This is a genomic window from Ruegeria sp. YTSA075, assembly GCF_059610245.1.
In genome coordinates this window covers 160386-173346 of sequence record NZ_JBXWNG010000005.1, presented here as the reverse complement: position 1 = coordinate 173346, position 12961 = coordinate 160386, and the positions used below count along the sequence as shown (strand labels likewise).

The following is a 12961-nucleotide window of genomic DNA, read 5'->3' as shown; positions in this document are numbered from 1 at the left end:
TTGCCAAGCAGATGTCTGACCTTCGTGCAAGAGGCAAGCCGGATCACGCCAGTGTGACTATTTGAGCGCCGATTCCGCGATGGATTGAAATTTTGCGTCCAGTTCTACCGCGATGTCGGACAAGGCCACGCCACCTTGGTCGGCATATGGGGCGAAGACAAAGCTGGGTGTTTTGTAGGACAGGGTCGCAGTTCCGTCTTCATTCTCGGTGACATAGAACCGGATCGGGGCTTCGATCATCGCCTCGGTTGAAGTTTCCAGAACCCGCACGGCATAGTCATTGTTGAACACGCCGATCACCCGATTGCCGGGGATGGTGATGCCGCGCGCTGCTGCCGCCTTGGTTGGTCCAGCCTGAGTCACCACGATCAGCCCGTTTGCTTTGACCGCGGTCTTGGTGTCCGCGACTAGGGCCTCATAGGTCTTATCGGTCTTATACACTGCCCAGCCGGGCAGTGCCTGATCGGCCAGGGCAGACGAAGCAAACAGGCACAGGGCTACGAACAGGGCTTTCATATCAAAGACCTCCGACAGTTGGTTCGTTCTTGATGCCAGACTTCGAGGAGGCGTGCACTCACATTACCGTGTGGATTTTTTGCAGCAGATAGATGTCCATGATCCAGCCGTGATTGGCGCGGGCCTTGGCGCGAGTGTCCAATATCTGTTGGGCAACGTCGATCAGCGGACCATGGATCAGGATTTCCTCTTTCATCCCGACATAAGCGCCCCACCAGATGTCAAAATCCGCCATTTCAAGGCTTTGGAATGAGCATTCCCCATCCAACATCACGGCAACTTTTGAAGCATCCGCAGGCCAGCCTTCATCACGCAAGCACCGGCCGGTTGTGACCACATAAGGTGTGCCAATATCATTGATCGGGATCGCATGCGCGGCGGTCAGGGCTTGTAGAGCGGTGATCCCCGGGATGACTCGTTTGCGGGGCTGCGGGTGCAATCGGGCTGCGATGCGCAGAGAACTGTCATAGAGCGATGGGTCGCCCCAGATCAGCAGCGCCACTTTGGTTGCATCCGGGTACTCTGCTATGGCTGCCTGCCAGCGCAATGCAATGGCGTCATGCCAGTCGTCGACACCTTGCAGATATCCCTCATCCGAGCGGCGCTTGGGGATGTCGAAATAGGCGATTTGAGGCGGCGTTTCACAAGCCTTTGCGATGATCTCTTCCCGCACCCCGGCCAGATCGGCCTTGTTGTCGCCTTTGCGTGGGATCAGTATCAGATCGGCCTCTCGCATCGCTTGCATACCCTGCAGGGTCACATGATCGGGGTTGCCGGTGCCGATACCGATCAGCGTCAATTCAAGCATCCTCGAACTCCGCCAACGGGCCATAGAGGATCAGCGCCGGGGCCGTTCCGACCTCGGATTTCAGCTTGTCGGCCAGTGCGCCGATGGTCGAGCGATGAAGGACCTGATCCGGGGTCGAAACGGATTCCGCAAGCAACGCAGGCGTCTCCAACGGCAAACCATGAGCATGCAGCGCGTCGACCAGCAAGGGAAAGGTGCGCTTGCCCATGAATACAACCGTTGTGGCCAGCCCATCGGCCAGGGCAGGCAGGTTCAGGTCCTCGGGCAACTGCCCGCTTACATCGTGGCCGGTAACAAACTGCACCCGGCGTGCAGTCAGGCGGCGGGTCAGGGGAATACCGGCCGAGGCAGCCGCTGCAACAGCAGAGGGGATGCCCGGTATGATCTCATAATCGATCCCGGCCTCGCGCAACGCCACCAGTTCTTCTTCCAACCGACCAAACAACCCGCCATCCCCGGATTTCAGTCGCACAACACGCTGCCCTGTCTGGGCATATTCGACCAGCAAGCGGCTGACATGGTTCTGCTTGGGCGATGGGCGACCAGCGCGCTTTCCGACCCCAACCAAATCTGCATCTTCGCGCGCATGGCTCAGGATCGGGCCGCTGCTCAGGTCATCAAACAACACAGCATCGGCCTTCTGTAGCCGGTCTACGGCCTTGAGTGTCAGCAGTTCCGGATCACCGGGACCGGAGCCGATGAACGAGACAAAACCACTCATGCCGAAGCCTCGGCGATCAAGTGAAAGAACGTGCCGGTGACATTGCCGCGCACCGATCCGGTTTGAGGGCCTTCCGTGCCTTCGGCATCAAAGACGCGCGCCAGCGGAGCATCGGGTTGGTCGACGATCGAGGAATAGTGGAATTCATGCCCGCGCAGGGCGGTGCCTGTGGCTAGCCCGGGCATCGGCGCTAGCAATTCGGCCCGGCGATAACCCAGATTGAACTTGCGCTTCTCATAGGAGGTGACCAGCCCAAGCAGCCCGGCCATCCTGTGCCGTGTGCCGTCCTTGTCGATCAATCCTTCGCCCAAAGCCATGTACCCGCCGCATTCGCCGTGAACCGGTTTGGTTTCGGCGTGGCGGCGCAATCCGGTTAGAAACCTGTCAGCAGCAGCCAACTTGCCCGCATGCAGCTCGGGGTATCCGCCCGGCAACCAGACCAGATCGGCATCCGCGGCCGGGGCCTCATCTGCCAAAGGAGAGAACGGCAGCACCTCGGCCCCAGCCGCCCGCCAGCCCTCCAGCAAATGTGGGTAGGTAAAGGAAAATGCCGCGTCCTGGGCCAATGCAATCCGCTGGGCTGGGGGGCGCGGCAGCGCGGCTGACGATGGCCCAGCCGGGCCTGAGGAGGCCGCCCGCTTGATCGCCTCCAAATCCACATGCTCACGCAGGAATGCTGCATAGCCCACAATGGCGCTTTCCAGATCGGGATGCTCAACAGCTTGGATCAAACCCAGATGCCGTTCGGGCAGGGCCAGATCACCGCGTCGCGGCAACACGCCTAAAACCGGCAGACCTGCGCGTTCCATCCCCAGTCGCGTCAATCGCTCATGCCGGGGGCTGGCGCAGCGGTTCAGGATCACGCCTGCAAAGGGCAGATCGGGATTGTACATCTTGAAACCAAGGGCAGTGGCTGCGGCCGATTGCGCCTGACCGCCGACATCCAGTACCAGAACCACCGGCCAACCCATTCGCTGCGCCGTCTCGGCACTTGACCCATGCCCCGTTTCTCCAGACTTGGCCACGCCGTCAAACAAGCCCATCGAACCTTCGGCGACGACAATATCCGCCCCGTCCGCCTGAGCAGAGATCGCATTCAGCAGCGGATCACCCATCGCCCAACTGTCGAGGTTGAACGAGGCCCGCCCCGCCGCTGCCCGGTGAAAGGCCGGGTCGATGTAGTCGGGGCCGCTTTTGAATGGCTGTACGGTCAACCCATCCTCGGCCAATGCCCGCAACAGGCCAAGCATGACAGTGGTCTTCCCGGTTCCCGAAGACGGGGCCGAGATCAGTATGCCCGGAGGATTAGTCATCGCCGTGCTCCCAGCTGGACCATGGGCTATCCGCACTTTGTGGGCGATATCGACGGTCATAAGTCTTTGAATATAGACAGCTTTCGTCAAACCCTTCGCCTGCCAACGCGGGTCCGACCATGATCAGAGCGGTGCGCGAAATGCTTTCGTCCAGCGCATCCTTCAGGGTGTCCAACGTCGCGCGGATGATCCGCTCGTCCGGCCAACTGGCGCGATAGACAACGGCCACGGGGCAATCGGCACCATAGGCTGGGGTCAAATCCGCGATGACCTTGTCCAAATTGCCGATCGACAAGTGAATGGCCAGCGTGGCGCCGGTACGCGCGAAGTTACTCAGCGTCTCACCTTCGGGCATTGACGAAGCCCGCCCCGGCGTCCGCGTCAGAACCACTGATTGTGCCAGGCCGGGCAGGGTTAGTTCGGTCCCCAAAGCCGCGGCAGCTGCGGCAAAAGACGGAACGCCGGGGGTGACGCTTATCGGAATGCCCATCTCCTTCAAGCGGCGGATCTGTTCCCCCATAGCCGACCAGACCGACAGGTCGCCGGAATGCAAACGGGCCACGTCCTGACCTGCCTGATGAGCGGCATCAATCTCGGCCATGATCTGATCCAGGTCCATCGGCGCGGTGTTCACGATCTTCGCGCCTTCGGGGCAATAGGTCAGGATCTCTTCAGGCACCAGCGAGCCCGCATAAAGGCAAACGGGGCAAGAGGCGATGATATCGCGCCCGCGCAGGGTCAACAGGTCGGCGGCACCCGGTCCGGCGCCAATGAAATGAACGGTCATATCTGTCCTCCGATGGCGATGGCACAGGTGGCCAGCCGGTCGTCTGATATCTGTCTGGGTGTAAGCAGCCGCGCGCCGTATCCGGCAGCGGCCAATGCGGATGCTTCTGCCACGCTGCCGGTGCCATAGCTGGCACGGCTGCGGGGTGAACATGTCAGGGTGCGTTGATCGGCCAGGTTCGCAGGGGCAACCAGGTGCAACGGCAAACCGATGGTTGCAGCAAACCCCGCCAAAGCGGCATGGCCATCTTTGTCAGCGACCGTGGCCAACGCGTCCACCATGTGGCCAGAGGCCGCCAGATCATAGGCCGCCGTTAAGCTGTCCACTGTGGCGGCGCTGGAAAACCCAAGACCGGCGATGATCATAGGGTCGCACTCCACTGCACCACCGGATAGGCAGATTTCCATCCGCGTCGGGGTCCCAGCGGGCCCGCCTGCGCTAATTCTATCCGCAGCAAATCCCCGCCAAGGGTTTCGTGCCACTGCGCCAACAAGGCCTCGCTTTCCAGCGTCACGGCATTGGCGACAAGCCGCGTGCCCGCTTTCAGGTGGTCACGCAACCAGATCAGCAAGGCCTCGGACAAGCCGCCACCGATGAATACAACGTCTGGATCAGCCAAGCCTGACAACGCCTCAGGTGCGGTGCCATGAATGACATCCAGACGATCCTGCCCCAATGTATCCGCATTGCGACGAATGCGGTCCGCGCGCTCTGCCAGCGGCTCAATCGAAGTTGCGGTCAGCGTCGGGTCGCACATCAGCCATTCGATGCTGATGGAACCGGTGCCACCACCGATATCCCACAGGTGCTCGCCCCTTTGCGGTGCCAGCGCGGACAAAGTCAAAGCGCGGATGGGACGTTTGGTGATCTGACCATCGGTTTCAAAGATGTCGTCCGGCTTGCCGGAGGCTTTGGGGAAGGACAGGCCGGGGCCGGTAACCTCAAGCCCGACGCAGACGGGATGATCGAAGGTGCCCAGCAGGGCTTGGGTCAGCGAAACCGTCTGCGTGTTTTCGCGCGGTCCGCCAAGGGCTTGCATCACGTGCAGTGCGCTGTCGGCAAAACCGGTCTCTGTCAGATAGGTCGCCAGTTCGGCCACTGCCTTACCGTCGCGCAGCAGCAGGATCGCGCGCAGCCCCGGCGCCAGATGAGGGCGCAACCGGGTCAGGGGCGCGGCATGCAGCCCAAAGGTCAGTGTGGTTTCCAACGGCCATCCCAATCGGGCAGCAGCCAGCGAAAAGGTGGATTGACCGGGCAGGGCGGTCCATTCGCCCGCGTCAAAGGTCCGGGCAATGACCGAACCGGCCCCGAACCAGAACGGATCGCCTGAGGCCAGCACAACCGTGAGTCGCCCGCGCATGTCGGTTAGCATGGGTACTCCATCGGCAAACGGCGCGGGCCATTCGACCCGCTTGGCCTGAGTTTCCGGGATCAGCGACAGATGCCGGGGCGGGCCCATGACGATTTCGGCCCGATCCAGGGCTTGACGACTTGCGGGCGGCAGGCCATCCAGTCCATCTTCGCCCAGTCCCAGAATGGTCAGCCACGGAGCTTCATGCATGCCCAAACTCCTGCTTCTTGGCGGCACGACCGAGGCCAATGCGCTGGCCCGTAGCCTTGCCGAACGGGGGATGAGCGCAATTTACTCCTATGCCGGGCGCGTGGACAATCCGCGTCCGCAGCCGCTGCCGATTCGCGTGGGTGGGTTCGGCGGTGTTGATGGGCTGACCGGATACATCCGCGACACCGCGATTACGCATGTTGTGGACGCAACGCACCCCTTCGCAGCGAAGATGAGCACCAACGCCATCGCTGCGTGCAAAGTGGCGGATGTTCCGCTTGCCGCTTTGACCCGACCTGCCTGGAGCCCGCAAGAGGGCGATCGCTGGCAACATGTGCCGGATATCCCAGCAGCTGTTGCGGCGCTTGAAGGTCCCGCTCGGCGTGTGTTTCTGGCTGTGGGTCGAATGCACTTGCAGGATTTCGCGGCCCAACCCCAACATCACTATTTGTTGCGATTGGTCGATGAACCGGAAACTGTGCCGCTGCCCAACGCCGAAGTTGTGGTCTCGCGCGGGCCGTTCACCGTTGAGGGCGACCTTGCATTGATGAAGCGCCACGGCGTCGAACTGGTTGTTTCCAAGAACGCGGGCGGCACGGGTGCACGCGCCAAGCTGGATGCTGCGCGGGCGCTGGGTGTGCAGGTCCTGATGATTGACCGTCCCAGCCTTCCGCCTCGGCGGGGGCTGGTTTCGGTGGACCAGGTTTTGGACTGGCTTGATCATCCCTGACCCTCGGCCAAAGTGAACCTTGGTGTGTAGACAATCGGCGATCCGTCCCGCTCGATCACGCGGGTCAAGGATGAACCGACGATCACAACCGTCTGCATATCGGCCATTTCAGGGATCGCTTCGGCCAATGTCGAAATCTGGATTGCCTCATCTGCGCGAGACACGGCGCGGGCGAACAGGATCAACCGTTTTGGCTCACATTCCTCGCGCAGGATTTCCAGCGTCTTTACAAACCCTTCCGGGCGATACTTCGAGCGGGGGTTATAGAACGCCATGGCGAAATCGCCTTGCGCAGCCAGACGTAGCCGCTTTTCGATCAGCGACCAAGGTTTAAGGTTATCACTCAGGTTGATGGCGCAAAAATCATGCCCCAGCGGAGCACCGGCGCGGGCCGAAGCGGCCAACATGGCCGTAATGCCCGGCAACACGTCGACAGGAATGTCGCGCCACTCAACGGGGCCGTTTTCCATCGCCTCGAACACGGCGGCGGCCATGGCAAATACGCCGGGGTCTCCGGACGAGACCACAACAACCCGTTTTCCGTCGGATGCCATTTGGAGCGCATGCTGAGAGCGGTCGATTTCAACGCGATTGTCGCTGGCATGCAGGGTTAGTCCTGCACGCTCTGCCACACGGGCAACATAAGGGATGTAACCGACTACATCCGTGGCCTCGGCCAGGGCTGCAGTAACCTCGGGCGTCACTAGCGCTTCATCCCCGGGTCCGAGCCCGGCGATCTTGACCCAACCGCTCATGGCCGCCGTCCCTGACCATGAACGATGATGATCGAGAAATAGGGCGTGATCTCTTCACAATCATCGGAAAGTTTGCAGACCCGCTGATTGGGCATCTGGGCGTATTCCACGATCCAGGCGCGGTCGTACAGGCCTGCGGTTTTCAAGGCGCGTTTGACCTTTTCGATATTGCGCCCGATCTTCATAACGACCAACGCGTCGGTTTGCTCCATACGACGGGCCAGATCATCTTCGGGCAATGTTCCCATCAGAACAGTCAGGACGTCATCGCCCCAGGTGATCGGGTCGCCCGTTGCGGTCCAGGCCCCGGACATGCCAGTGATGGCGGGCACGACATCAACTTGAGCCTCACCGCGCAAGCGGCTGTAAAGATGCATGAAAGAGCCGTAGAAAAACGGATCACCCTCACACAGAACTACGACATCTTCGCCTGTGTCTGCCAGGCTTTTCAGATGCGCGGCGCAATCCTCGTAAAACGCAGCAAGCAGGGCATTGTAGCGCGGATCAGACAGCGGAATCTCCGTGGTGACGGGGTATTCCATCGGAAACTCCGTCGCGTTGCCGGGGATCATCCCGTCCACGATCTTGCGCGCCTGACCGTTGCGGCCCGGCTTGCGAAAGAACGCCACGTGGCGCGCGTTGCGCAACAGGCGGTCAGCCCGGACGCTCATCAGATCCGGATCGCCGGGGCCGAGGCCCACGCCATATATCGTGCCTGCGCTCATTCCGCCCGGCTCGCAATCGCGTTGATCGCCGCAACAGTAATCGCGCTGCCGCCCAGCCGACCTTTGACGATGCAGGACGGCACAGGCTGCGCTTCCCACAGGGCATCTTTCGATTCCACTGCGCCGACAAAGCCCACGGGGCAGCCGATGATGGCGGCGGGCCGAGGGCAATCGGGGTCTTCCAGCATGTTCAGTATGTGAAACAATGCCGTTGGGGCATTGCCGATCGCGACCAGCGCACCTTCCAGATGTGGGCGCCAGAGTTCCAGCGCAGCGGCAGAGCGCGTGTTGCTCATCTCCGCAGCCAAAGGGCGAACGCGGTCGTCATGTAGGGTACAGATCACCTCATTCTCGGCGGGCAGGCGGAAACGGGTCACGCCCTCGCTGACCATACGCGCATCGCACAGGATCGGCGCACCAGCTTCCAGCGCGGTGCGCGCGGCGGCTACAAAACCGGGAGAGAAATGCACGAACTCTTCCAGCCCAACCATACCGGCGGCATGGATCATGCGGACGGCGACCTGTTCCTCGTCAGCGTCAAACCGGGCCAGATCGGCTTCGGACCGGATGGTGGCAAAGCTTTGTTTGTAGATTGCCGCGCCATTGGTTTCGTATTCATAGGGCATCAGGTGAAGTCCATGGTGGTAAGAGTTTCTTCGGTCAGGCCGTGCTGGAAAGGCTCATCCCCCGCGCAGCCGTGTTTGACAAGATCAAATCGTCCGGTGTTGCCGACCAACGTGATGTCGGCAGAGGCCATCCGAGCGCACCCTTTGGCACAGCCAGACACATGTAAGCTGCCGGGAATGCGGGGGGCCAAGGCGCGGGCGATGTCTCGGGTTTCCACCTGCGCTTGCGGGCAGTATGGCGCGCCTGGGCAGGCGTCGGTGGTCCTCAGCGGGTCGGTGCCGTCTGTCACAAACTCTGGGGCGGGTATCGCCGCCCCGCCTTCCAACAGGAACAACCGCCACGGGGTAACGCGCAGGGCCGCCGCACCTGAGGTGATGATCAAATCGGCAAGCGCGCGTGCGGGCAATTGTCCAAACGCCGCGCCGTAGACGGATCCGAGGTCGCAGCTGCCAGGCTGGATCGCCTCGCCGACGGCTCCCGGGGTGGTGCCGCTCCAATCCTTTGGCAGGTCCGTTTCGGTGATCAGCCGCGCCATGCGGCGGGTGCCGAGGCTATGGTTTTCGGCAAACCATTCTGCCAGCGCGATCAGATGGTTGATGGCATCCGTTTCGGTCACGGGGCGGCCGCTTTCACTGCCATTCGCGCGCAGGATCAGGCCACTGGGGCTTGTCTCCAGCCGAATATCGGCGGAATCCGCCGCCAGCAATCGGGCGGGGCCGGTGTCGATCGCAAAGCCGAACTTCGCAGGCAGTGAGGGCAATTCCCCCAGCCGGTCCATCAGTTCTTGTGTCAGCCGTGCGGTCAGATCGCCTGCCTGATATAGGGGCGAGACTAGAATATTGCGGCGCACTTCGATCCCGGGTTCCGCATCCAGCAGGTCCAAAGCAGCAAGCCCGTGCAGCAGCTTTTGGTGATCGGCCTCCGCCACCCCGCGCAACTGAAGGTTGGCGCGGTTGGTCAAGTCGATTGTACCGTTTCCGTAGTGTTCGGACAGGTCACACAGGCCCAAGATCTGATCTTGTTCTAGACGCGCCAGTCGGGGCCGCACCCGCACCACCAGCCCGTCGCCGGACATCATCGGGCGATGCGCACCGGGACACCAACCCTGCACGACCGGGGCGCTCACCCCAGCCCCTCCAGATCCGCGCGGATCGAATTCCGACGGGTGTCCCAAAGCCCCGCCTCCAACAGCGCGCGGAACCGGTCTTGCATGGCCTGATGGGCCTGCGGATTGGCCTGTTGTAGAAAGGCATTCACATCTGCGTCGCCCAGCGTGGCATCATGATAGAGGTCGAATAGGTGTGGCGCGACCGTACCGGATAGATGCGCAAATGACGCCATGTGATCCAGCGTCGCGGCGATTTCGGCCGCGCCCCGGAACCCATGCCGTTGCATGCCTGCGATCCAACTCGGATTGGCGGCACGGGCATGAACGACGCGGCTGATTTCCTCAGGCAATGTGCGTGCATGCGGCTTGTCCGGGTTGGTGTTGTCCAGATGATAAAGCTGCGCTTTGCCACCGGTCACTTTCTTGGCGGCGGCGAACCCCGCCTCATGCGTGGCGTAGTCGTTGGCCAGAAGCAGGTCTGTCTCTGTCAGGTCCTGCAGGTGCACGAAACTGTCGGCGTTGGCCACGCGCTGCAGGATGCCGTCTTTGTCCTGAGCGATATGCTCGCCTTCCAGCGCAAAAGAGCTGGCCTGCAACCACGCCTCGCCAGCCTGAGCGCGGGCTTCATCTGTGTAAATCTCAGACAGCTCGGTCATGTTAACACCATAGCTACCAGGGGCGGGGCCAAAAACACGTGCCGCTACGGGCTGCCCGGCATAGGGGTTCCAGTCCTGTGCCTCATCGCGGTCTGACAACGCGCGAACAGCTTGACCATACAACGCCGAGAGCGTTGGGAATACATCACGAAACAGGCCCGACACGCGTAGCGTGACGTCCAGACGCGGGCGGCTAAGATCGGTGATTGGCAGTACTTCGATGCCCGAAACACGTTCGGACCCCTTGTCCCAGACCGGTTTGACGCCCAGCAGGTGCAACGCCATGGCAAATTCTTCCCCGGCGGTGCGCATGGTGGCCGAACCCCAGAGGTCAATGATCAAACCTTTGGGGTAGTCGCCTTCCTCTTGCAAATGGCGCCGCACCAGTTCCTCTGCCAGTTTCACACCCTGTGTATAGGCCGCGCGGGTCGGCACCGAGCGCGGGTCAGTGGTGAAGAGGTTCCGCCCTGTCGGCAGAACGTCGGAACGTCCGCGATAAGGGGAACCGGACGGCCCGGCCTCGATCCGTTTGCCAGCCAGCGCATCCAGCAAGGCGTTGCGTTCTGCGCGGGCCGAGGGCGCGGGATCGAAGTTGCCCGTTACCTTGGGCGCGCGGCCATAGATATGCAGCCCGTCGCCGAACTGGCTTTCCTTGATGTCGCAGACGAACCGGTCGATACGGGTGATCGCTTCTGCCGTACAGGTGGCTTGATCGAGACCAAGGTCGCTTTCAAGTCCGATGGCCTGCGCTTCGTCGCGGATATCTTCTTGCAACCGGTCTCGGCGCTTGGGGTCCAGCCCGTCGGCGTTTGAGAACTCATCAAGCAGCGATTCCAGCCGGACCATCCGATCCGGTGTGCCACTCTCTTTCATTGGGGGCGGGATATGGCCCAGCGTGACAGCCCCGATCCGGCGTTTGGCCTGTGCAGCCTCGCCCGGGTCGTTGACGATGAAGGGGTAGATTACGGGCAGATCACGGATCAGCGCCTCGGGCCAGCACTCGCCAGACAGGGCGACCGACTTGCCGGGCAGCCATTCCAGCGTGCCATGGGCCCCGATATGGATCAGGGCATCCGCGCCTAGCCCTTTGCGCAGCCACAAATAAAACGCGACGTAGCTGTGGCGCGGGGTGCGCGACAGGTTGTGATAATCGTCATCGCGCAGCTCGGGCGTGCCGCGTTCAGGTTGCAGCGCGACCAACACCTTGCCCCGCCGCAAGGCGGTGAAATTGAAGGCGCCATCGGTAAAGGTCGGGTCGTCCTCTGGCTTGCCCCAGACCGTTTGAAGGTCGGTTTGTAGGTTCTCGGGCAGTTCGGCCAATGCTGCCAGGTAGTCCTGCAGTGGCCATGACATCCGAGCGTTCAGCAGCGTTGCTGCAATCGGCTCGGCAGGGGCGGTATCATATCCTTCGTCTTGCAGGTCTGACAACATTGCCTCGGCTGAAGCCAGCGCATCCAAACCCACTGCATGCGCCATCTGCCAATCCTTGCCAGGGTAGGTAGACAGCACCAGCGCAGGCGTCTGATCGGTTTTGGGTGTGCCATGCAGGTTCAGCCAACCTGAGACGCGGTCGATAATCGCTTCGATCCGCTCAGGTTCAGCTCGGTGGGCAAAGCGCGAGTATTCAAGATGCGGATCGCGCCTGCCCGGTTCCTTGAACGAGGCAATGCCCGCGGAAATCCTCCCATCCACCTCGGGCAGCACCACATGCATGGCGAGGTCGGCAGGCGATAGGCCACGTTCCGCCTCGGCCCAGGCTTTGCGGCGTGAGGTGGCCAGCGCCACTTGAAACACCGGGACATTCGCAACGTCGAGCGGCGAGCTGCCCGATGCACCTTTGCCCGAGAAAGATGTCGCGTTGATGATAGCGGACGGGGCCAAGGCAACCACTTGTTCACGCAGCCAGTCGGCGGCAGCCGGAGCCTTGAGCGAAGGGGCGAACAGGCCCACCGCCTCAAAGCCTCGCGCGCGGATGCTGCGGATCAGGGCCGCGACAGGGGCGGTGTCGGCTGAGGTCAGATAGGCGCGATAGAACGTCACGAGGATGCGTTTGGCATCGCCTTCGAACGCGGTATCCACCGGGATTACGCCACGATCCGGGCACCATGCACCGCATTCGGGAATTGTCTTTGCACCCATCACCGGCCCGGCATAAAGCCCCGCCGCCAATGCCATCTGTGCCAGCGCAGCCTGCGCCGCGACCTCACCGCCTGTATCGCAAAGATGCGCCAAGCGGCGCAGGGTTGAGACGGGCAGGGTGGAATAGTCATCCAACCGTGTGTCTTCGCGCCCGTCTGCGGGCAAAACGGCCACTGCGATTCCCTTGGTCTGTGCCAACGCCAGAACCTGCTGCACCCCATAGGACCAATAGGGTACCCCGCCGATCAGGCGGATCAGGATGCCCTTTGCACCTTCAAGCGTCTGTTCGACATAGGTATCGACAGACAGCGGATGCTTTAGCGCAGTCAGGTTTGCCAGCCGCAGGGTCGGCATCCGACCCTCGGGCCCACCACCGCGATGCCAGCCTGCCGCGAAAGCGCCAAGGTCGCTATCGGAAAACGACAACACCACCAGATCGGCCTGGCTTTGGCCCAGATCGAATGGGGTCTCGGATTCCTCTAACCCGTGGCTTTCGCGGAAGACAACGTGCATGT

The 12961-nt window shown here is 61.8% G+C and carries 13 protein-coding genes; 1 reads left to right on the top strand and 12 read right to left on the bottom strand.

What is annotated here, in order from left to right:
* Positions 1-57 precede the first annotated feature (57 nt).
* From AC2FGE_RS11835 to cbiE, 7 genes are read right to left on the bottom strand one after another with little or no spacing between them, the layout of a single operon-like run.
* Positions 58-516, bottom strand: coding sequence for a DUF302 domain-containing protein (locus AC2FGE_RS11835; RefSeq protein ID WP_496819418.1), 459 nt, complete (start codon positions 514-516; stop codon positions 58-60).
* 58 nt (positions 517-574) lie between these two features.
* Positions 575-1324 carry a precorrin-6A synthase (deacetylating) gene (gene cobF, locus AC2FGE_RS11830; RefSeq protein ID WP_496819417.1) on the bottom strand — a complete coding sequence of 250 codons (750 nt, stop codon included), beginning with the start codon at positions 1322-1324 and terminating at the stop codon, positions 575-577.
* Positions 1317-2045 carry a uroporphyrinogen-III C-methyltransferase gene (cobA, locus tag AC2FGE_RS11825; RefSeq protein WP_496819416.1) on the bottom strand — a complete coding sequence of 243 codons (729 nt, stop codon included), beginning with the start codon at positions 2043-2045 and terminating at the stop codon, positions 1317-1319. Before cobA ends, cobF begins: the two co-directional genes overlap by 8 nt.
* Positions 2042-3358, bottom strand: a complete 1317-nt coding sequence (locus AC2FGE_RS11820) for a cobyrinic acid a,c-diamide synthase CobB (protein ID WP_496819415.1) — start codon at positions 3356-3358, stop codon at positions 2042-2044. Before AC2FGE_RS11820 ends, cobA begins: the two co-directional genes overlap by 4 nt.
* Positions 3351-4145, bottom strand: coding sequence for a precorrin-4 C(11)-methyltransferase (gene cobM, locus AC2FGE_RS11815; RefSeq protein WP_496819414.1), 795 nt, complete (start codon positions 4143-4145; stop codon positions 3351-3353). The genes AC2FGE_RS11820 and cobM overlap by 8 nt, the downstream gene beginning before the upstream one ends.
* Positions 4142-4510, bottom strand: a complete 369-nt coding sequence (locus AC2FGE_RS11810; protein WP_496819413.1) for a cobalamin biosynthesis protein — start codon at positions 4508-4510, stop codon at positions 4142-4144. The genes cobM and AC2FGE_RS11810 overlap by 4 nt, the downstream gene beginning before the upstream one ends.
* Positions 4507-5706 (bottom strand): precorrin-6y C5,15-methyltransferase (decarboxylating) subunit CbiE, encoded by a 1200-nt coding sequence (cbiE, locus tag AC2FGE_RS11805; protein WP_496819412.1) that lies wholly within the window; start codon positions 5704-5706, stop codon positions 4507-4509. The genes AC2FGE_RS11810 and cbiE overlap by 4 nt, the downstream gene beginning before the upstream one ends.
* Between cbiE and AC2FGE_RS11800 the strand changes: the two genes are divergently transcribed.
* The gene (locus AC2FGE_RS11800; protein ID WP_496819411.1) at positions 5705-6436 is read left to right on the top strand and encodes a cobalt-precorrin-6A reductase; all 732 of its coding nucleotides are present in this window, start codon (positions 5705-5707) and stop codon (positions 6434-6436) included. The two genes, cbiE and AC2FGE_RS11800, sit on opposite strands and share 2 nt — an antisense overlap.
* On the opposite strand, the gene cobJ is transcribed toward AC2FGE_RS11800, so the two are convergent.
* From cobJ to cobN, 5 genes are read right to left on the bottom strand one after another with little or no spacing between them, the layout of a single operon-like run.
* Positions 6427-7191, bottom strand: a complete 765-nt coding sequence (gene cobJ / locus AC2FGE_RS11795) for a precorrin-3B C(17)-methyltransferase (protein WP_496819410.1) — start codon at positions 7189-7191, stop codon at positions 6427-6429. The two genes, AC2FGE_RS11800 and cobJ, sit on opposite strands and share 10 nt — an antisense overlap.
* A complete protein-coding gene (locus AC2FGE_RS11790; protein ID WP_496819409.1) occupies positions 7188-7916 on the bottom strand; it encodes a precorrin-2 C(20)-methyltransferase in 729 nt (242 codons plus the stop codon). The genes cobJ and AC2FGE_RS11790 overlap by 4 nt, the downstream gene beginning before the upstream one ends.
* Entirely contained in the window at positions 7913-8542 is a 630-nt protein-coding gene (locus AC2FGE_RS11785) for a precorrin-8X methylmutase (RefSeq protein WP_496819408.1), read from the bottom strand. Before AC2FGE_RS11785 ends, AC2FGE_RS11790 begins: the two co-directional genes overlap by 4 nt.
* Positions 8542-9669 carry a precorrin-3B synthase gene (gene cobG, locus AC2FGE_RS11780; protein ID WP_496819407.1) on the bottom strand — a complete coding sequence of 376 codons (1128 nt, stop codon included), beginning with the start codon at positions 9667-9669 and terminating at the stop codon, positions 8542-8544. The genes AC2FGE_RS11785 and cobG overlap by 1 nt, the downstream gene beginning before the upstream one ends.
* Positions 9666-12959, bottom strand: coding sequence for a cobaltochelatase subunit CobN (cobN, locus tag AC2FGE_RS11775; RefSeq protein WP_496819406.1), 3294 nt, complete (start codon positions 12957-12959; stop codon positions 9666-9668). Before cobN ends, cobG begins: the two co-directional genes overlap by 4 nt.
* Positions 12960-12961 lie beyond the last annotated feature (2 nt).